Source organism: Paenibacillus sp. FA6 (genome assembly GCF_051550225.1).
Lineage (GTDB): Bacteria > Bacillota > Bacilli > Paenibacillales > Paenibacillaceae > Paenibacillus_AQ.
Genome location: NZ_CP188820.1, coordinates 5036329 through 5057430, shown reverse-complemented (window position 1 = coordinate 5057430; position 21102 = coordinate 5036329). Strand labels below are relative to the sequence as shown.

Here is a 21102-nt window from a genome sequence, read left to right as displayed (position 1 = left end):
CTATCAAGTGCAATGTAAGACCCTCCAAATTTTAAATAAAAAAAGCCGAAACAAGCACCATCACAGTGCTCATTTCGACTTCCTTTAGTTCGATCTCTTTTACAGTGGATAACTGCTACTAGCGTTTGATATGAGTCAACCATCTGTAGAAGATCGCAGCCATTTCCGCACGGGTCATCCAGGCATCCGGGGATAACATAGCTTTACCGCGCCCCTCTATAATCCCAAGCGCAAGCGCCATATTGACATCCGCCTTCGCCCATTCGGATACTACATATGCATCCTCGTACTCTTGAAGGTGATCTATCGACGCTTCTGTTCTCAACTCCATCATCTTCGTGATCCGAGTCAGCATAGCAATCGCCTGCTCCCGTGTGATCAAATCCTCACCTCGGAATGTACGATCCTCATAGCCTTGGATGATTCCGTATTGTACAGCTGTTTCAACAGCATCTGCATACCAATCCGTTGATGCAACATCATCGAATCGACGATCATAAGGCATCACTCCAAAGCCAAACGTCCGTACAGCAAACGCGGCAAACTGGGCTCTGGTCACCCAAGTGTTCGGCTGATAGCTACCGTCCTCAAAGCCGTTGGCAATGACACGAGAAGCCATATCTTCCACAATCCGTTGCGACCAATTTCCTCCTACATCATGAAAAGAGTCCTTGTACTGTACAAGTGTGAATATACCATTGGTTGTGTTGCTAATCTCAGCAAACCATTGATTTCCTTGTTGCACTTTTCTCGTTGGAATATGTGCTAAGCCATTGGGTCTCCATTCCACAGCGGTCGTAAAGTTAGCATCCTTCACCGGAAGCCGAAGCTTCGCGAACTTAGCGAATCGTTCAATCGAAGCAGACCGATTCTCATACTTCACTTGGAGAGCTAAGGATATCGGGGTATTCACCACTTCCATCCCATCCAAAGGTACGATTTCCCCAAGCTTATCCTTCTCCCATTTCATCGAGAGTACAAACAATAGATTCGATTGCTCCGTTGCCTGAAGCTGCTTCAATACCGAATCAGTAGTGATTTCTGTAATCGGAAAGCGATAGACAACCTCTTGATGCTCCACCTGGACGAATCCTTGGGGAACAAACAATTGATCCCATGCTCGCTTCTCAATCTCAACGACAATGCTTTCCTCAGTAGCTGTTGAAGCGATGATCCATTCGTCACTGACTAATGTGGCTTTATGACCGACACCATTCACTCGAATGTCATATTCCTGCTTTACCGATTGCTGTGCATTGACTGAAGTATTTGTTGGCCCGCCTGACGGTCCAATCGGTGGGACCACATTAGGTCGCGCTGGCTCTCTAGTGACGTTGATCGTATAAATCTGAGGTGTTCCATCCAGCAACATTTCAGCCCGGAATGTATTCAAGCCTACTTGAAGCGGTATATTATCTTCCCACATAAGCTCGGTCTGATTCATATACAATCTCGCATCCGTGATATTTAACGTTTGGTCGTATGTTGCTTGGGTACTCGATATCTCATACGGTATAGTCGCATGATATACATTCTCTACAACAGTCGGAGAGAAAGAAATCCCTGCTAATGAAACAGGATGAACGAAAGGAAGTGTTGTGAAGCTTATGTTGCCGCTGTAGCGCGTGTCCCATTCGGTTACTGCATACGAGCGAGCATAGTATGTTGTATCTGGTTGCAGCCCCGTTAGTTCGATACGCTGCTGCCCCGGACTCTGCAATGCGGTGGAATAGACTGCATCTGTAACCGATGGATTCGGTGACGTACTGACCGCAATTCCGCTTTCAATAAATTGATCCAAATCACTGGATAACACTTCATACGTTCCATATGCTGATGTCGCTTCCTCATCATATATGGCTAGAGAGACGGACCAGTTCTCTATACTGAAGGCTCCATTCGCTGAATAGTCAAAGACTACATCGCCCGTCTTCGCAGCTACTACCTTCCAGTAATAAGGAATCCCAGCATATAAATGACTCGTATCCATCGTATATGACGTTTCATTTGTTAATTCCTTTGTTTCCACTACATTTTTAAATTTCGGATCCGTTGCCACTAATACGATCGTTCGGTCATAATCCGCATCCGCATTCGGGTTATCCCAGGTGAAGGTAACCTCTGGCGTGTCCTCAGGAAATACCGTACCGAAGGCTGGTGTCTGTAAATCCGGTGCCAAAGGTCTTCCCAGAGTGGATTCTAGGACAACAGGTACGTATTCTCCTCCAGTGAGTATAATAAACTCCGCTCGCTTCGGTATGAAGCGCATCGTCTCTCCTGATCTTAGATGTATTGGCCAAGTCCTGGTTTCACTCCAATCAATCGTTTCTCTTAAATTGATTTCTTCCCCATCACTTGGCTGATGTTTCTCAAACTGAGCTTGAATCTCGCCTGTTTCTTCGAAGAAGATAAATTGAACGGTACCTTCTTTCCAATCATTATTTATATTGTTAAATTGGAGAATAGCTTGGCGTTTACCCACTTGCCCACCGACCACAACATGATAGATCTGACCGGGAGACTTTGCGAAATTGATTCCAATAAGCGGGTATTCCTCGAAGTATATATCTGTTTTGGAGGATCGATCTATTTTTAACCTTCGCACTATTTCTCCATTCATTGGAAAGTCGATGCCCAAGTCCAGCGTATTCCCTACAACTGATGTTCCTGTTATGACCTGACGCTCATCCTGCACATTGGAGAACACAGGGACATCTTCCAGATTAGGAGCAACGATCCGCAGACCAACTAGCTCTGTCCGTATTTCCTGTTTGACTTCATCATAATAGGTTTTCGGAAACATCATTTGCCGATCGCCAATATATAGTGGACTATCCCCGTAACTAACTTCTGAAGCCTTATAAAGTACCCCAGAGTCTGGATGGGTAATTTGCCAACCACCATTATAGTCTTTCTGAGCAATCAGCCCCGAGGAGTCCATCCAGGTCATTGAATAGCTATAATCCTTCTTCAACTGGCTCGATTGATACGTTGTATAATTAATAATATGAATCCAACCGCTGTTTACATCAGCGATCGTCACATGCTCACCATCCGTATGCATAGAAAGACTGTAGCCTGTGAATGGATAGGTATGTATCAGAGTCAGCTCATTATTAGAAGGATTGACCGAATATTGCTGAATCTCATTCTCCAGTGCGACTAATAACTGCCCATCAGGGGTAAATATAATATCATAAACCTCTTCCCACATCGTATCAATGATGCTTAAATCATTCGTAGAGATAACGACAACAGCCCCATTCTGATTCAAATCAACGGCATACAAATGCCCATTATAATAGGCTAAATTGTATAGCTGATGACCCAAGTTGCGAGGCATACTCCGAACATATAAACCTGATGCATCGTATTCATCCAGCCTTCCTTCATAATAATCCAAAATAAAAACATGACCGTTCTCAGCTAGGGCGATTTTCAAATCAGCATCTATATAGCTGGTCTCTCGCTCACTCCCAATGGATCCGGTTAGTTTATACGTATTGCTGGACGAATCATACTCATAGACTAAGATTTCACCACCATATGTCGTATTAACATATAGGGTACCTTGATTATCGACTTCAATAATAGCGCTTTCAGCGGAATACTCATGCAAGTCGATACCATATTGCTGCGTCCCATTCAAATACACATTAGCCTGATTATTATGTACGGCTACCCCCATCACATGCGAGCCGTCCGCTGAAACGGACAATGATGAAAAGTTCCAGCCGTCCAGCTGGATGCAGCCTACATCGCAAGAAAATGCTGGATTGTAATTGCCCATTACATAAGCATTTTGCTTAACCACAAAGCTTCCCGCGGGCTCCTTCACAATGCTGTTAATAGATTTACCCCAGGTCGTCGTATTTGTCGTGATGCTAGGATTCGCGTCTGTAGGGTCAATGGTATAATACTTATCCATTTGATTTGCTGCTGCGTACATCAATCCATCGTATACTTTCTGAATGGATGTGATCTCTTCAGAGAATATAACGACTTCAGCATCCACGATCGTCTTTGCGTCCAAATCATACTTCAACATCGGACGGACCGTATCGCTTTGTTTGTGAATGATATATAAATAATTTCCGTCTGCTTCCTCTGAGAATACAATCTGCTCAGGATAGAAGTCCAATGCGCCACCGGCCAGCCAAGAAGCCCCAGCCACCTCCCTAGCAAGTTGATCTCGATCGACTAGTAAGCCATGATACGTGCCATCCGTTCCGAAATGGAAGATGTCCCTTTTGTTCCCCATGGGCAGCTGTGCAATGACGAATAGATCATCAGTCGAGCTCGACTCTATCTGCTGAACTTTCTCCATGCCACCTCGATTAGGAAAGGTGAACGCATCCTCGGCCCACCCCATATCAATCTCTTCGAACCTCACTGACGTATCCGCTGCTGCGGCATTCGCAACAGGTAAAGCCGCCAAATTCCCTCCTAAAGTTGACAGCACTAGCGCTGTAACAAGAAAAAACTTCATAAATCGTCTCATTTTATTCCTCCATTACTCATATAGAAATGTTTATTCGTTATGAACACTAACACATCGCAATGAAAGAATTATGAAAGAAACTTGGCATTACTAGAAAAGTAGATAAGTAGGTAGATAGATAGGGAATCCTATAGGTGAAAGATTGAATTTCAGGTTCTTGAACAAAAGAAATTGCCCCGCAAACGATAATTTCAAAAAAGTGTATCAGCATCAACTTATAATCACCTGGATTACCACTTGTCTCCAAACTCAGTTCAAATCCGAAAAATCCCAAGAACAGAATTGGCTGCAGCAGACTAAACGCCATACCAGAATCAAAGATAAAAATGATGACCAGCGTAACAAGCAAAAAAAATAGCCTGTTTCCAACTTTCTCTTTGTCTCCACATCTTATTGATGAAAACCCGATTATCCTTACCTGTTCCTGAACCACTACCTGTAATGATGGCAAATTTGTTCTCTAGTCACATCCATAATTCCTCATGATGTTTAATCGAAAGTAAGCAACACAATACTAACCTTCTCTATTCTTCCTACCGTTCGAAATTTTATGACGCCATAAATCAGATATTGAGCGGTTATCACTTCATACTAACGATAGGTAACGTATACCAACAAAAAAGCAGCCACAATTGGCTGCTTTCTGTCTGACCGTAGACTAGGCCTGATAAGGAGGGAGCTCCGTTACTTTCAGTTTACCGTCGACTCTTTTAACTGTGTAGGTAAACTTATCGGTGATCGTGTCAAACTCCCTAGTCTGGAACAAGGTTCCGTCTTCCTGCTTAAACGTAATCACAAATTTATATTCATCCTTGCTTTCTTCGGGCTGATCAAGAATTTCTTTAAGGGAAATCTTAGGTATCATCTTTAAATACTGATTGAATAATTCTTGCTCGTCATCAGGGTCCGTATCAGGAGATAGACTTTTGAGACCCTCATAGCTACCACCGTATAACTCGACCAACTTTTCAGCGTCCTGATTGGCGATGGCCTGAATGTATTGCTCCAGCGTAAGTTGCGGATTCTCATCGGCATTGATATCCGTACTCTCCTCCTGATGGTTTGCTGGCGGACTCATCTTATCTGAGTTCGCCTCATTATTGTTACTGCATCCCACACCGAAGAAAGCGAAGATGACACATATGAAAAGAATATTTCTCATCATTCATCTTCTCCTACTAGTTTAATGTTAACGTTTTTTTCCAAGTTAACTCTTTACCTTCCGCATCTTTGAATAGGAATATAACCTGACCTTTCTCACCTTTCATCGTATCCGGGTATATGAAACCCATAAATTCTCCATTTCCACTAATGTAAAATCCATCTTCCCCATCGGCTCCGTGCTGAATGGCATCTTGAAGCGAGTTTACAATCAGGTTATCCTTGGAGATCCACTGGATTTCGGCTAGAGTAAATCCTTCTGGGACCTTGTTCACTGCAAAATCAAAGCTATTTCCCTCCATTGGTTTCGGCGTCTGATCGATAATAATTAAAATTTCCTCGTCGGTGTTAGCTGAATTATCATTGGCTTCAGCTGGCTCCGTAACAGCAGTATTCTCTTGATTGGTTTCAGCTGGCTCCGTAACAGCGGTGTTCTCTTGATTGGTTTCAGAGTTTGAGTTTGAGTTTGAGTTTGAGTTTGAGTTTGAGTTTGTACCGCACGCGCTGATCAGAAGCAGCACGCACAGAGTTGAAATGAGATAGATGACTCTCTTGTTATTCATTAGGTTCTCCCCTGCTTTCATTTAATGTGTAATAAAATGCAACGCCTTGATTCGTATTCACCACACCATACTCGCTTTCATGAAGCTCCAAGATATGTTTGACGATCGCAAGTCCTAACCCGGTCCCTCCGGATTTACGATCCCGGGAACGCTCAATTCGATAGAATTGATCCCATATCCGGCTTAGATCCTCCTCGGAAATGGGCAATCCGGTGTTCTCGATTACCGTGGTTACCTTCCCGTTAAATGTACGCCTAATGTCAATTGTAATGACACTATTCTCCTCTGCATGCCGAATCGCATTACTCAATAAATTTAGAACAACCTGTTCGATCCGTCTATAATCCGCCTTTATGAACAACTCTTCCTCTTCGTCATTGTTTAACCTGATCTGGAGGTGATTGCTCTCCAACTGCTGAGAAAACGAATCGGCCGCCTCTTGAATCAGATTAGTAATGGATATGCTTCTAGGCTGTAACCGAATGGCTTTGACTTCGAATTTGGAAAGCTCCAGCATATCCATAATTAAAGCATTCATCCGATCCGTTTCATTCACGATGAGGGCAAGGTACCTGTCTCTTTTTTCGCTCGCCACTCCATCCTGCAGCCCTTCCGCGAAACCCTTAACAATACCTAGAGGGGTTTTCAATTCATGGGAGATGTTCGCGATAAACTCTTTGCGAAGCTGCTCGTCCTCCTGTAGTTTCTGGTTGGCGTGGGTAAGCTCCTTTAAGGTTGTATCTAAATTCTGAGACAACGCAATCATATTTCGCGACAGCTCCCCGAATTCATCCTTCGAATGGATTTCAGGCTGCACGGTAAAGTCTAGCTTGGCAAGACGCGCTGCCGAACGGCTTAATATTACTAAAGGACGTGAGACCATTCTGGAGTAAATAAAAGACAGAATAATCACAAGCACAAGAATGATCGGCGCCATATAAACAAAATATTGCTTGAGTATCTCGACTGCTTCCCCAACTGGCTGCAGAGAGGTCATGACGAATAAATAACGATTGCCATTGGTACCCTCTGAAAGTGATCGAATGAGAACGGCATAATCGACACCGCTCCATTTGTCCCTCCATTCCATCTGAACCGGTGAACCATTCTGTAAATGAGACTGAAATTGTTCAGCTTTCGGTATCCAGTCCAGAAGCGCTTCATCTATAAGGGTATCTTGATACAAAGGATTGTACGATCGCTGCTCAGGCAGCATGAAATCCATTATCCTTCCTTTCACACGTACCAAACCCTTTTCGAGGTCTGAGTTAATCCGCTGTATGACCACAGGATGCAGGATGGTATCTCTCTCATCCATGTAAATCCCATCTATCACCAGCAAATCGCCGATTTGAATTCCTTGCGGGATATCATCCATTTTCATTCCATTCATTGGAATACGCACTGTAACGGTCTTGCCGTCTGCTTGCAGCTCCAGAAAATAAGGATTGATGGTTGTTCGTATAAACTGATTATTTAAAATGGCGGTACTGGTATCATTATCATTCATAAATGTACCGAGAAGCCGCGAGACCTGTTGTTCACTCTCTGCCTGTTTGAATTGATCCGCGAACTGACTCATATTCCGTTCTAATGAGTTGATCTTGGACGTCCGATAATATCGCTCGAAGAACAATCCTTCTGCAAGCATCACTAGAGAAAAAACAATCAAAATCAGAACAGACGTTACAACGAAAAGTTTAAGGACTACTCCATGCCTTCTCATGCTTCCATCTCAAATTTATAGCCAGCGCGAATGACGGTGCATATATATCGGCCTTCGTCCCCGAGCTTTGATCTTAATTTTTTGATATGGGTGTCTACTGTCCGTAAGTCCCCCGAATAATCATATCCCCATACCGCGTTCAGAATATAATCACGGGGCAAGACCTTACCATAGTGCTTGGTGAGAAAGAGGAGCAAATCGTATTCTTTCGGTGACAAATTAATCGTATTTCCCGCCACGGATACCGTATGTGCCATTCTGTTCACCAATAAATCACCATAGATAAGCAGATCTCCTTCACGTCCAACAGTACCTTCCTTTCTTTTCATTAATGCTGTAGCGCGGGCTACTAATACCCTCGGGCTTAAGGGCTTCGTCACATATTCATCGGCACCTAGCTCGAACCCCATCATTTGATCATCGTCTTCCACCCTTGCCGTGATCATGATAATTGGAACGTCCGACTTCTCGCGAATGCGCCTGCATACCGACCATCCGTCCATTTCAGGCATCATAATATCCAGAACAATCAGGTCAACGGAGGTCTTTTCGAAAATTTCAAGCGCGAGTCTTCCGTTCTCCGCTTCGTACACTTCCCATTGTTCCTTTTTGAAGTAATCCGTTATAAATTCACGCATAAGCATGTCATCTTCAACTAACAATATTCTTCGTTTCATTGCCGCACTCTCCACATCCACCCGCAGTCCTTCTTAATTTAAATGTAGACATAAAGGCTCTTATACCATCATGTTATCACTTTCTTCATCATGTACACTACACCTCCGTTTGTACCTTCAAGACCAAGTATAGAGAACTCGTGTGTACTTCGTGTGTACTTCGTATGAATGTCAGAAGGACAGCTCCCTTTTATTGAACAATCATGTTGGAACAGATGATGAACTGCCTCTAGTAGTAGAAATAACTTGAAGGATGTGTCCATTTTCCCATACAATTGTGCTATTAAAAAAGGGCACCCATTGAGGGCACCCATCCGTGTATACATATGTGGTTCTAACATAACTTAGGTTTGTGCTAATTAATTCCCCGCTGCTAATTCCTTATTCATTCTCGGAATCTATAAGGTTGGAATCATTCTCCCTTTGCCGTTGGGATAACAGATCGGTGTACCGAATTGACTATCCACACCGATGCGACATTTCAACCCATATATACGTTCAATATTCTCGCTCGTAATGATTGTCTCTGGAGCTCCCTGGATAAGTACTTGTCGATCTTTGATAGCTACAAGATGATCCGCATAACGGCAAGCTAAATTAATGTCGTGCAAGACCATAACGATTGTCCGATGTTGCTCTCTGTTTAAATCATACAGCAAATCTAAAACTTCAATCTGGTGAGCTATGTCCAAGAATGTCGTTGGTTCATCCAATAGAATGGTTTCGGTATCTTGGGCTAGACTTAGGGCAATCCAAGCTCGTTGGCGTTGTCCACCGGATAATTCATGAACAAATCGTTCTCGTAATTCGTTCATGCTGGTAACAGTCAACGCATGCTGTACCGCTGTCTCGTCTTCATTCGTCCATTGCTTAAATGCACTCTGATACGGATATCGGCCCTGCTTCACCAGTTGCTCCACCGTTACGCCTTCCGGAGCGAGCGGTGATTGAGGCAATATAGCTAGCCTTTGGGCGACCTCTTTCGATTTCATTCTTAAGATATCTCGGTCATCAAGGAATACACTGCCACTCTGCGGTTTCAACAATCTAGCAATCGCATGTAGTAGCGTCGATTTACCACATCCATTTCGACCGATAAATACAGTGATCTTTCCTTTGGGTATAGCTAAATTCAAGGATTCAATGATCGTCGCGTCACCGTATGATAATGTTAGTTGCTGGACTTTGATTTTGGTCTCGCTCATGATGTCAATTCCTCATTCTTGGTCATATTCCGTCGATAAGGACAGTTGTCGCAATAGCAGCTTCCTTCAGCAGCTTCTTCTAACTTAAAATACAAACAGCACGTTTTTCGATATGGATTTCTTTTCTGTTCCTCACTTAATTTCATATAACGGGTGAGCGGGTTTTTTTCTAAATGAAACATATTCCCGTTCGCATGCTTCAAGAAATAAAAGTCACTTTCCAGCCGCTCCAGCTTGACCTCATCCAATTCGTTCTTCGACATTTTACGGTAGATCGAATTTATCCGTATCACTACATTTTCCCATAATATCGCTAAGGAAATCCCCGTAACTCTATTCAATATAAGTATCATCGGCGTAATATGAGTTGTAAACAGCTCACGAAGCACGTTTTCACGCCATTCGTCTCGCTTCACGCCATTCGGATCACGCCATTCGCATGCACTTACTTGAATGACTAATTTCTGTTCTTTATTTAATCCACATGCGGACACTGGTATATGAAGCGCGCTGTTGAATTCCACCATACTATACAGGGTAGATGATACAACAAGATACGCATACCTTTTTATGAACATAGAAGCAGTAACCCGTAAGTCTGGCGCATTGATAAGCACCATATGCTCATGCAAATACAATTCACTAGTTCCTTCATTCAATAAGCCGGTTATCCTTGCTAATTCAGTAGACATCCCATCGTCGGGATACACATCGAATGCTTTTAGTTTAAATAGACGATCCATAGGTACCCTCCTTTAGAATGACTTCCGATTTTTGATGAGCAAGTATATAAAGAATGGCGCTCCGATTCCAGATGTAAACACGCCTGCCGGAATATCTAGTGGTTGAAAAGCAACTCGAGCGATCCAATCTGCAAGCACAACAAATATAGCACCCATGCAAGCTGTTACAATGATTAGAAGTGATGTATGTTGACGTACGATTCTTCTAGAAATATGTGGCGTTAGCAAGCCAACAAAGCCGATTCCACCTGCTACTGACACCGATATCCCACATAATAAAGCACTTAAAAACAAATATAAAATTCGAAAACGTTTCAAAGGTAATCCTAGCTGTTCGGCTACCACATCACCATAACTGTACAGTTCGAATTTTCGTCTATAACCCAAGATCAGTATCATTAAAACTACAAAACAGACAAGAATCGATATGGCTTCCAACCAATTCACGCCATATAAGCTTCCCGTCATCCACAAATAAGCACGTTCTGCTGACATCGTTGACGAAGTGATGAGAATATACATTACAAGTGCATTAGCAAGCGATGCCAAACCGATTCCGACTAACACAAGTCGACTGGAGGTTATCAACGGATGCAGAGAACACAAATAAATAATCAAGAATGCCACAATGGCGCCAATGACAGCAAAGATAGGTGTCCATTGAACACTTATGGAATCGCTAAAATACGTTATAAATATAACAGCGCTTACCGTAGCTCCGCCAGTCACCCCTATAACATCTGGTGAAGCAAGCGGATTGCGTATGATACCTTGTACAATTAGACCAGCTACAGCGAGCGATGCACCGACAATCATCCCCGCTAAGACGCGCGGCATCCTTAATTCTCCTAATGCAAATTCATTCTCAATCGGAGCTAAATGAAACACATAATTCACCACTTCATGAAATGGAATAATATCAAGCCCAACCATTAACCCGAGCAAAGCAACTAGCGCTAAACTAACCCCTATTACCAGCGTCTTATATACTTCTTTTTTGATGACAAAAAATGAAAACTTCTCATGCTTTGATCGTACGACCCATCGGCGGCTAGCCACGTAATCGCCCTCCTTTGAATGCGATATAAATGAATAACGGCGCTCCGATAAATCCTGTGATGACTCCTAAAGGAATTTCTCCAGGCGGATTAATTAACCGTGTACTAATATCTGCAATGAGTAAGAAGATACTTCCTAATACAATGGAATAGGTCGTCAACCAGCCATGCGAATGACCGACGAGAGCCCTCGCTAAGTGTGGAATTATCAATCCAACAAAAGCCACATTACCGATTACTGCTAAGGAACCTCCCGCAAGTACAACCATTAGACCAAGCATCATCAATTTCATCACCATCACATTTTGTCCTAAGCCTTTAGCAACGCTTTCGCCAGATGCGTATATGTCCATAGACCTTCCCAAAAAGCACACCGAAATGAGTGCAACGACTAGAAACGGCATCACCGCCAGAATCATGTCTAACGTACGGCCGCTAATTGTACCCGCCATCCAGAACAAAACATCGCTCATTCCTTTTTGATTCATCATCAAAATAATCTGAGTAAAAGAAACAAATGACGCATTCACTGCAATGCCGGCCAAAATAATCTTCACCGAAGTTGTCCCAGAAAAGCTGATTGAGCCAAGTAAATAAACGAGTAACGCTGCAACCAACGCCCCTAAGAAAGCAAAATAAACAATGATGTTTAAATCAGACACTTTAAACATTACGATAACTACGACAATAAAAAAGATCGAACCCGAGTTTATCCCCAGAACACTGGGAGAACCTAGCGGATTACGTGTCATAAGCTGGCTAATAACACCCGCCACGGCCAGTGAGGCACCTGTAACGACAGCAATAACCATTCGTGGGAACCGCTCTCTCCAAAGAATGATATGCGTTGTATCTTGTGCTTGATACGATGTAACCAAACTATAAATATCAGCGAATGTGTAGTGCTTACTGCCGAACATCAAGCTCGATATCATACAAACAAGTAATAGAACAACTAACAATAATAGGCCGAACAGCTTCCTCTTATTCCGCTTAACAAGTTGTATCATGTAATCACCATTCATCGGTTTGTAGTTGTTTCAATGTTAGAGAAAACCCGCTTTAACAATGAACATGATTTGTTCATTGTTAAAGCAGGTGATCACTTGCAAAAGCATCATTCACTTCTTTATTTCAATTCAAATAAATCATACAAGCTGTCCAGCATCAGGTTAGCTGACTTATAACCAGCGCCAGTACTCCAATACACCTCATCAACTTGATAAACTTTATTGTCTTTCACCGCATCGAGCTCCTGCCACAACGGATGTGACGTCCACTCTTTGTAGTTGTTCTCAGCCATTTCAGAGTCTTTTGACGCATTAAAATTAAAAATTGCATTGACGTTCAGATCGAGTATACGTTCTTTAGACGTAATCTTCTCTCCCCACTCCTCACCTTCACTACCTACCGGACGTTCTAGATTTTTAAAACCTAACTCATTCAGAATCGATCCAGAATAACTATTATAATACACTCTCATATGATCGGAACGGAAGTTCGTAATCGCCACTTTAGCCGGCATCTTGCCGTCAATTTTCGTTTTGAAATCCATTACGCGTTCGTCCCACTTAGCTAACAATTCCTTTTCTGTCTCCGTCTTATTTAATGTATCTGCCATTAAACTCAAGGTATCCTTCCATTCATAGACGGTTTCATCCATAACCGTTGGAGCAATCTTGGATAATTGCGGGTAAATTTTTTCGTGACGAAATTTAGAGCCAATGATTAAATCTGGTTTTAGCTTGGCGATCTGCTCCAAGTTAGGCTGCAACTCTGAACCAAGCATCGTTACACCTTCCAGATCAGCCCTTAAATATTCATAAATCGGTTGCTGATCCCACGATTCCACGACTCCAATGGGTTTCACGCCAAGCGCAACAGCTGTATCGTTTGCCCCTTGATATAAAGTGACCACCCTTATCGGTGTCCCTACTATTTCCGTATCCCCTAGCGCATGCTGAATAACTCGGGGCTGATTTGATTGTTCCTCATAATTCACCGATTCTTGCTCATTACTGACGTTGTTAACTACTTCCCCCTGATTGGTCTTCACTACTGCATTCCCGCTGTTATTCGCTCCACATCCTGATAACATAAGCATAGCGACAACTATAGAAGCAACTACCAGCTTGCTTGATCTAAACATTCTATTTCCCTCGTTTCCTAGGCTCCCCCTAATTGAGATTGATTCTCATTCTTAATTATACAAATATAAACGTCCCTGAACATGGACATTTACGTCCACTATTTGGACGAATCCGGCATCAGTAGCTGAACCAGCTTGTCCAACAATAAGTCATGCGACAAGGATGTATAACATGTATACAAGTGTTGACTTTCGTACATATCATAAACCGCCTTATTGCGAACTGCTTTCAAGGCACGCCACTTCGGATTCGCATACAACATGCTTACTTCTTTGTGGATCATTTGGTCAATAGCCTCTGTATCATGATCATGGTGCCTATAGCTAGTTAATATGATGCGATCAGCATCGAACTCACCTAGCGTGTCCAGAGATACCTCTTTGTAATGAGCAATCTCAGCCACCCCATAAGGAACTGCTAGCTGCAGATCATCATATACAACCGCACCAATGTTGCGCTGACCATACACGCACATTTTCCCTTCGCCAATTCCGACGATAAGTATGGTGTCGTTTCCAACTTTAGATTTGATTTGTTTCCTCAACGCCTCCGATTTGTTCTCATAACGCTTCAACCAGTCGACGGCTTCCTGCTCCTTGCCCACGATCTTAGCAATTGTCTGCAGATGAATACGCCAGTCTTGGAAGAAGGGTAGCGTTATGGTCGGGGCGATCAAATCAAACATTTTCTCTTTTTGAGATTTCGCAAAATCGCGATACTCGCACGTCACGATCATATCTGGCTTAGCTATCATCAGTTTCTCCAGGTCCGGATTAGTATCTCCAATCACTATTGTGTTGCGGAATTGGATGGTCACCGGGTAACTATTGTTGATAACAGCGGCGTAAGGCTCTATTCCCAATACAATCAAATGACCGGTTACCAAATGCTTCAGTGAAGCAATCTTGTCGGAATATTTGATTTCTTTCACATAGGAGGTTGGCGAGCGTCCAGTCATAGCTTTAAATTTGCGACTGAAATAAAACTCGTCTTTAAACCCGACGCTGTGAGATATCGAACGTAAGGTAGCGTTAGACAATATGAGCAGTTGTTTCGCATGGTTAATTCTCACTTCAGTTAAATATTCGATCGGACTTTTCCCAACCTTTTTCTTAAACGCACGAGAGAAATAATCCGCACTTAACCCTGATATTTCCGCTAATGTTTCCCGTGTAATATTAAATTGATATTTCTGCTCGATATAATCCAATGTCACGTCTATTGCCTGATTGAATTCCGGTTTTTGCTCATGAACCGCTTCTTTAAATAGAACGACTAACAAATCTTGAAACAAAATATTGGCCTTCATTTTGTCCCATGGTTGTTCACTATTTCTCTTTCTTGCAATCTCATGAATACGATCGATTAATAAGTGAAAGTGATGAATCATCAGTTCATCTGGACAACGCAAATCCGCAGTCACAAATTGACGGTCGTCCCCAGCCTTCAGAGCATAGAACTGAATATGGTAGTAGTCGGGAAGGTGATTCACTTGGATATTAAGCTTTACTGCTGCATCAGGTGGGATGATGAATACCTTTTGCCTGGACAATGAGTATCTTCTTCCATTTATAACGATGTCGCCTGTAGCCTCTTTGAACAACAAGAGCGCATACAACGACGCATCCTGTTGAAATACATTGTTGCTTGATACGATGTGCTTCATATGTTCCAATTTATATATATAAGAAGATAACTGCTTAGAATGATCAGAATCGTTCTTCATGAAGGCTCCGCCTTTCTTCATTTCCTATATCTTATCTGTTTCTTCTCAGTATTCACAATAAGTTCTGCGGACGTTTATGATGTTCAAATCGAACCGCTAAGTCCATTCATGACGTCGTTATTCTCTGGTGGTCATGAGGTAACCCTCTTGTTTTGTTGCCTTCATTTTCTCATGGATGCCCTGTCGCACTTGGCTTGACAATCCGTCATTAAATATATAAAAACTCTCAGCGATCAGTACAATCAAGAAAATTCTTGGCCAATTTGTTAAGAAGTTACTGAAAATTTCAGAACTAAAACCATTTTCATCACTGAGGGTGAATTTCTGGCCCCAGCTAACTGATCACGCTAAAAAACTAAAGGAAGCATAAATCTGCCGAAACGGCAATTTATGCTTCCTTTAACATACAGGTTATTCGGATTTGCTTGTTTCTTTACCCGCTAAGCCAAGTGTCTGCGCTGTTGAAGTATGAACTTCTCGGATAAGCTCTGGGTTGTTCAACAGTGACTCACCATAAGAAGGAATCATTTCTTTTATTTTTGGCTCCCACGCTTCTATATGTTGTGGGAAGCATTTATTAATTACCTCAAGCATAACGTGAACAGCAGTAGAAGCGCCTGGAGAAGCACCTAGTAACGCTGCGATTGAACCATCCGCGGCACTAACAACCTCCGTGCCAAATTGAAGCGTTCCTTTGCCACCGGCCTCAGTGTCTTTAATAACTTGCACACGTTGACCCGCTACCACTATATCCCAATCCTCGAGTTTGGCGTTCGGGATAAACTCTCGTAACTCTTCAATGCGCTTTTCTTTCGATAACATCACTTGCTGGATCAGGTATTTTGTCAATGACATCTCTTTTGCGCCTGCCGCCAACATAGTGAAAACATTATGCGGTTTTATGGAAGTCAGTAAATCAAACATTGAACCGGTTTTTAAAAACTTGGGTGAGAAGCCCGCAAATGGGCCGAATAGCAACGACTTTTTGTTGTCGATAAATCTTGTGTCAAGATGCGGAACAGACATTGGCGGAGCACCAACCTTAGCTTTCCCGTATACTTTTGCATGATGCTGCTCTACAACATCCGGTTTGTTACACACTAAGAATAGGCCGCTTACCGGGAATCCTCCAATATGTTTTCCTTCAGGAATACCCGATTTTTGCAGTAAATGAACGCTTCCTCCCCCGCCTCCGACAAAGACGAATTTTGCAGTATGACGTTCGACGTTACCGCTATGGAGATTCTTCACTTTCAATTCCCACGAGCCATCGCTAGTACGATTAATATTATCAACACTATGTTTGTATTTTATATCGACATTTTTACTCTTTAAGTGGTCAAACAACATGCGCGTTAAAGCACCAAAGTTGACATCCGTTCCAGAGTCAATTTTTGTTGCCGCTATAGCTTCATTCGCTGGACGCCCTTGCATAATAAGCGGAATCCATTCCATCAGTTTTGCTGGATCGTCGGAAAATTCCATTCCTTGAAACAAGGGATTGTTTGACATCGCTTCAAAACGTCTCTTTAAAAAAGTTATATTCTCTTCCCCTTGTACCATACTCATATGAGGCAATGGCATGATAAAGTCCTGCGGATTACGGATAAGATTACTGTTTACAAGATAAGACCAAAACTGCATTGAAACCTGAAACTGTTCATTAATATTTATAGCTTTGCTAATATCTACAGAGCCGTCTAGTTTTTCGACAGTATAGTTAAGCTCGCACAATGCTGCATGCCCAGTTCCCGCATTATTCCATTCGTTAGAGCTTTCCTCTCCTGCGTTTTCAAGCTTCTCAAACACTTTAATTTCCCATTCTGGTACTAATTCTTTCAGCATTGTCCCCAAAGTCGCACTCATAACTCCGGCACCAATTAAGATGACGTCTATTTTAGTTTCACTGTTGCTCATGTTAACCTTCCTTACTCCATATATTTGCAGAAAGGATGTATGCGCTTGCGCTTCTGCATAGACGTCACACCTTTTCTGTTTCAACTATACCATATATAGTATATTACAATTATCTGATAATTAAAAACTAGTAAAAAGTGAAAAGTACATCCGCAAGGTTCTAGGAACACACAAACCAATCGCTACGTAATGAGTTGAAAGTCATTTTGGCTTACTATCCCCCATACCACAGCAAATACGATCTCATCGAATTGGTGTGAGGATGGTAGGAGTAACTTTAGGAGCGACAATTTACCACACGACTGATGACACAATCGTTTACAGAGGCCTAGCTTTAAAAAGGTGATTCATACATACTCATTTATTTTCAAGGGGTTATCCGTAAGGCAGTTTCATCTGCCTTACGGATAACCCCTTGCTTGCTGTCGCTTTGGCTGTTTTTCTCAATGCTACTGGGTCTTATTTACAAATTAGGTTCGTATATGGAGTGAACGATTGGGGTGTCATCGTTTTTATTTCCGTTCTTGGGGAGTTAGGTTGGGTTCTCTGCACAGAAGTTCGGCGTGGGTGAAACAATTAGATAGGCGAGGGGGAAGATGTAAGCCTTCCCCCTCGCCTGTTATAAGCAATATTATATTTCCTATTGTCTGGCTAGGGTTACCCTGTTTACTCTGCTGTTCCTTGGGTTACCCCATGGATATACGTGAGCTGTGGGGTATCCAGTGCCCCTTGCCCTAGATTATAAGTAAAGAAGTACTCGAGGGTATCCCCATATTGCAGGTTATTTACGGGATAGGTATAGTTACCGTTCCCCATTGTGGTCATGGCCACGTTTAGCTGCCCGCCATGATTTAACTTATAGTGTAAATCCGCAAAGGTTGCGCCATTCACATAAAATATCACATCATCGCCTATTTTCTTCAGGCCCCGCACCGCATCACCGATGGTTATAATGGTGGATGCCTCCGGTAGAACAGTGATGGTGCAGGAGGCCATCTTATTGCCATCAACTGTTGTAGCCGTAACCGTTGTCGTGCCTGGAGCAAGCCCCGTCACGACACCCGCCTGATTCACGGAAGCGACACCGGTATTGGAAACGGCCCAAGTTACCTGCTTATTCGTTGCATTAGAAGGTGCTACATTGGCATTTAACTGCACATTCTTGCCTACTTCCATCTGCGCAGTGGTCTTATTTAAAGTTACACCGGTAACTGACACGTTTTCAGAATTTCCGTCACTTTCTTTATAAACACGCACATAATCGACCTGCATCGTTGCAGGAATATCGGCTGGATCTGGGACCAGACCGCCGTCAAAGTGCCCGCCAATAGCCAAATTCATAATAATGTAGAAAGGCTGATCGAAAGGTGCATTCGGATTGTTCGGTGCAGCTGCGGAATACCATTGATCTCTGGTAACTTTGAAGAAAAACTTGCCATCCACATACCATTTGATATTATCCTCTTCCCAGATCATCGAATACACATGGTAATCATCTGCAAAGGTTTCCCCTTCAGCGAAGTGATATTCACCAGCAATATATCTATTCACAGGCCATTGTCCGCCAAAGTGTACTGCACCGCTGGTAGTGCCGGGCAAACGTCCTTTCGCTTCCATAATATCAATTTCGCCAGAGGCCGCCCATGCACCATAAACAGAATCTTCTGGAAGCATCCAAAGTGCCGGCCAGACGCCATTGCCTGTAGGCAGCTTTGCACGAATGTCCACTCTGCCGTACTGGAAGGAAATATGATCCTTGGTGTTAACTTTACCGGAGGAGTATTGTGCATACCGACTTGGATCCTGCGGAAAGGACTTTGGATCGTTCAACGCCCTGATATTCAGCTTACCGTCCTGTACAAATACATTTTGAGCACTGTCTGTATAGTGCTCCAACTCCGCATTGCCCCAACCCCAGCTATTCGGGTCGTTGCTGATATAATAACCTTGTTCATAGTTCCATTTGCTCGTATCGAGCTCTGTTCCATTAAATTCATCCTGCCAAATATGATTCATGCCCGCGATAGTCGGGTCGCTCGGTGTTCCGATTGCAATATCCTCTTGATCGGTTACATCCGGACGGGGAGCATCTGGATTGCCTATCAAAGTATAGTAGACGAAATTGTTGCCGACACTTCCACCTGCCTGCCCATTTAATGGATAGCCAATACGTATCTGCATATCCACCTGAATTGGCTGGAACCAGAGCCCATAGATATAATCGGCCCAATATCCCCACTGATTGGCATCTGACATGTTATTGTAACCATTGCCAGAGTATGCAAATCCGCTCTGACTGGAGTCCCCCATATCTACCCATTGTCCGTTAGTGTTGATCTGGTATACGAAGTTTCCAAGCTCAGTGCCTATTGGTGCTTCCCCGTCAATTTTTGGAAGCGGTATGCCTATGCTACCCTTGACATCTGCTGTTAAGGTCGTTCCATCATAAGGGGTAATGATATATGAATTTCTTACTGGCACATTAAAGTTAATTGTATAAACTACGTTAGCCAAAGAGGTTTTGGATTCTAATTTAACATCGATAGACTCCGTTACTGTAAACCAGTAGCCACCGCCTCCTTCGGTGAATTGGCCGAAGTTACTATCATATATCCAACCACTGGCTGCATTATTGTCAATATCCACCCATGTACTGCTGTTTACAGGTTTTACATACACCTTCAAATCATCAGCCACGGCGTCATAGATTATGGCCGGATTATTGTTGAAAATAGGATAGGTAAAGCCTGCACCACCTGTAAAACCTGCTGTAATCTGCGGTCCTTGTGTAGGCGTCATAGCAGTGATGGTTGTTTTGTTTATGTTTTGAAATATAAGTGTATATTCAAGTGTAACCCCATTCGCCTTGGAGAACAGCTGAATCTCTGTCGTTGCGGAGAGGGTGAACCAATAGCCATTCATGCCTCCATCGCTCCAGTGCCCCCAGTTTTGGTTATAGATATATCCGCCAGCACTGTCAATGTCGACCCAGTTGCCATTGACTTTAACATTTACACCCAAGTCATTGGAAACATCATTCCAGGTGGTGGAGCCACCGTTGAATATAGGCATTACAAACCCGTAACTAGCTTGCCCAACCCCTGATTTTGAGATTACCGGCCCGTCTGTTGCTGAAAAGTAAGCCATAGAGGTAACTGTGGTTGCTGTTCCCTCAATGGCCTGAACCCTCGGTGTTGGCAATAGGCCCGTGCTAACCAACATAACTACTGCCAAGACCAAACTCAATACCCCTTGCTTATACCATTTATCCGTATTTCGAGACTGCTTCCAATTCATAAATTTCCCTCCCTCAATAAATTAATGTTTTTGCCGTACAAAGCACTTGAAAATAATACTTAATAGAAAGTGAAAATAGGGGATGTACCTGTTAACGGGAAAGGTAGTCATTATCACCTCGCTTAAGAACCGTATAGTCCTTCTGTTTACGACTTAGTTCGAACAATACGCGGGTAAGCTTACTGCTCACAGACTGATTCCAATTTGCAGCAAGATCTGCATGCACAGCATGGCATACTATTCCAGATATTTGAGCTCATGTTGTGTTACTGTAACACCTTCTGTGGGACCGACGGACTCTCGGGCTTTCTGGTAAAGTAGTTCCGCTCCCTTCGGGCCTGCGGCTCCTTCGATGTTTTTATGCGAACGGTTCTGTGT

At 43.0% G+C, this 21102-nt stretch carries 14 protein-coding genes; all 14 read right to left on the bottom strand.

Going from position 1 to position 21102, the window contains the following annotated elements:
• Window positions 1-118: 118 nt before the first annotated feature.
• A complete protein-coding gene (locus ACP8HI_RS22970) occupies window positions 119-4501 on the bottom strand; it encodes an S-layer homology domain-containing protein (RefSeq protein ID WP_438348436.1) in 4383 nt (1460 codons plus the stop codon).
• A 46-nt stretch (window positions 4502-4547) separates the two neighbouring features.
• Window positions 4548-4952: a hypothetical protein gene (locus ACP8HI_RS22965; protein WP_438348435.1), complete on the bottom strand. Its 405-nt coding sequence runs from the start codon at window positions 4950-4952 to the stop codon at window positions 4548-4550.
• Between the two features lie 207 nt (window positions 4953-5159).
• Window positions 5160-5666, bottom strand: a complete 507-nt coding sequence (locus tag ACP8HI_RS22960) for a hypothetical protein (RefSeq protein WP_438348434.1) — start codon at window positions 5664-5666, stop codon at window positions 5160-5162.
• Between the two features lie 13 nt (window positions 5667-5679).
• A complete protein-coding gene (locus ACP8HI_RS22955) occupies window positions 5680-6225 on the bottom strand; it encodes a hypothetical protein (protein WP_438348433.1) in 546 nt (181 codons plus the stop codon).
• Window positions 6218-7951 carry an ATP-binding protein gene (locus tag ACP8HI_RS22950; RefSeq protein ID WP_438348432.1) on the bottom strand — a complete coding sequence of 578 codons (1734 nt, stop codon included), beginning with the start codon at window positions 7949-7951 and terminating at the stop codon, window positions 6218-6220. Before ACP8HI_RS22950 ends, ACP8HI_RS22955 begins: the two co-directional genes overlap by 8 nt.
• Window positions 7948-8628: a response regulator transcription factor gene (locus ACP8HI_RS22945; protein ID WP_438348431.1), complete on the bottom strand. Its 681-nt coding sequence runs from the start codon at window positions 8626-8628 to the stop codon at window positions 7948-7950. Before ACP8HI_RS22945 ends, ACP8HI_RS22950 begins: the two co-directional genes overlap by 4 nt.
• Before the next feature lie 398 nt (window positions 8629-9026).
• Complete coding sequence (locus ACP8HI_RS22940; protein WP_438348430.1) at window positions 9027-9833, bottom strand: ABC transporter ATP-binding protein; 807 nt, start codon at window positions 9831-9833, stop codon at window positions 9027-9029.
• Window positions 9830-10576, bottom strand: a complete 747-nt coding sequence (locus tag ACP8HI_RS22935; RefSeq protein WP_438348429.1) for an IucA/IucC family C-terminal-domain containing protein — start codon at window positions 10574-10576, stop codon at window positions 9830-9832. The genes ACP8HI_RS22940 and ACP8HI_RS22935 overlap by 4 nt, the downstream gene beginning before the upstream one ends.
• Window positions 10577-10588: 12 nt before the next feature.
• Complete coding sequence (locus ACP8HI_RS22930; protein WP_438348428.1) at window positions 10589-11635, bottom strand: FecCD family ABC transporter permease; 1047 nt, start codon at window positions 11633-11635, stop codon at window positions 10589-10591.
• Window positions 11628-12644, bottom strand: coding sequence for a FecCD family ABC transporter permease (locus tag ACP8HI_RS22925; RefSeq protein WP_438348427.1), 1017 nt, complete (start codon window positions 12642-12644; stop codon window positions 11628-11630). Before ACP8HI_RS22925 ends, ACP8HI_RS22930 begins: the two co-directional genes overlap by 8 nt.
• Before the next feature lie 119 nt (window positions 12645-12763).
• Window positions 12764-13783, bottom strand: a complete 1020-nt coding sequence (locus ACP8HI_RS22920; protein WP_438348426.1) for an ABC transporter substrate-binding protein — start codon at window positions 13781-13783, stop codon at window positions 12764-12766.
• Between the two features lie 98 nt (window positions 13784-13881).
• Window positions 13882-15510 (bottom strand): helix-turn-helix domain-containing protein, encoded by a 1629-nt coding sequence (locus ACP8HI_RS22915; protein WP_438348425.1) that lies wholly within the window; start codon window positions 15508-15510, stop codon window positions 13882-13884.
• Between the two features lie 411 nt (window positions 15511-15921).
• Window positions 15922-17451, bottom strand: coding sequence for a malate:quinone oxidoreductase (locus ACP8HI_RS22910; RefSeq protein WP_438351954.1), 1530 nt, complete (start codon window positions 17449-17451; stop codon window positions 15922-15924).
• A gap of 642 nt (window positions 17452-18093) precedes the next feature.
• Window positions 18094-20724 (bottom strand): family 16 glycosylhydrolase, encoded by a 2631-nt coding sequence (locus tag ACP8HI_RS22905; RefSeq protein ID WP_438348424.1) that lies wholly within the window; start codon window positions 20722-20724, stop codon window positions 18094-18096.
• Between the last annotated feature and the right edge of the window lie 378 nt (window positions 20725-21102).

Bases quoted from the DNA above. Each gene is read 5' to 3' on its own strand.
- ACP8HI_RS22970 (WP_438348436.1), bottom strand. From the start codon at position 4,501: ATGAGACGATTTATGAAGTTTTTTCTTGTTACAGCGCTAGTGCTGTCA.
- ACP8HI_RS22960 (WP_438348434.1), bottom strand. From the start codon at position 5,666: ATGATGAGAAATATTCTTTTCATATGTGTCATCTTCGCTTTCTTCGGT.
- ACP8HI_RS22955 (WP_438348433.1), bottom strand. From the start codon at position 6,225: ATGAATAACAAGAGAGTCATCTATCTCATTTCAACTCTGTGCGTGCTG.
- ACP8HI_RS22950 (WP_438348432.1), bottom strand. From the start codon at position 7,951: ATGAGAAGGCATGGAGTAGTCCTTAAACTTTTCGTTGTAACGTCTGTT.
- ACP8HI_RS22945 (WP_438348431.1), bottom strand. From the start codon at position 8,628: ATGAAACGAAGAATATTGTTAGTTGAAGATGACATGCTTATGCGTGAA.
- ACP8HI_RS22940 (WP_438348430.1), bottom strand. From the start codon at position 9,833: ATGAGCGAGACCAAAATCAAAGTCCAGCAACTAACATTATCATACGGT.
- ACP8HI_RS22935 (WP_438348429.1), bottom strand. From the start codon at position 10,576: ATGGATCGTCTATTTAAACTAAAAGCATTCGATGTGTATCCCGACGAT.
- ACP8HI_RS22925 (WP_438348427.1), bottom strand. From the start codon at position 12,644: ATGATACAACTTGTTAAGCGGAATAAGAGGAAGCTGTTCGGCCTATTA.
- ACP8HI_RS22920 (WP_438348426.1), bottom strand. From the start codon at position 13,783: ATGTTTAGATCAAGCAAGCTGGTAGTTGCTTCTATAGTTGTCGCTATG.
- ACP8HI_RS22915 (WP_438348425.1), bottom strand. From the start codon at position 15,510: ATGAAGAACGATTCTGATCATTCTAAGCAGTTATCTTCTTATATATAT.
- ACP8HI_RS22905 (WP_438348424.1), bottom strand. From the start codon at position 20,724: ATGAATTGGAAGCAGTCTCGAAATACGGATAAATGGTATAAGCAAGGG.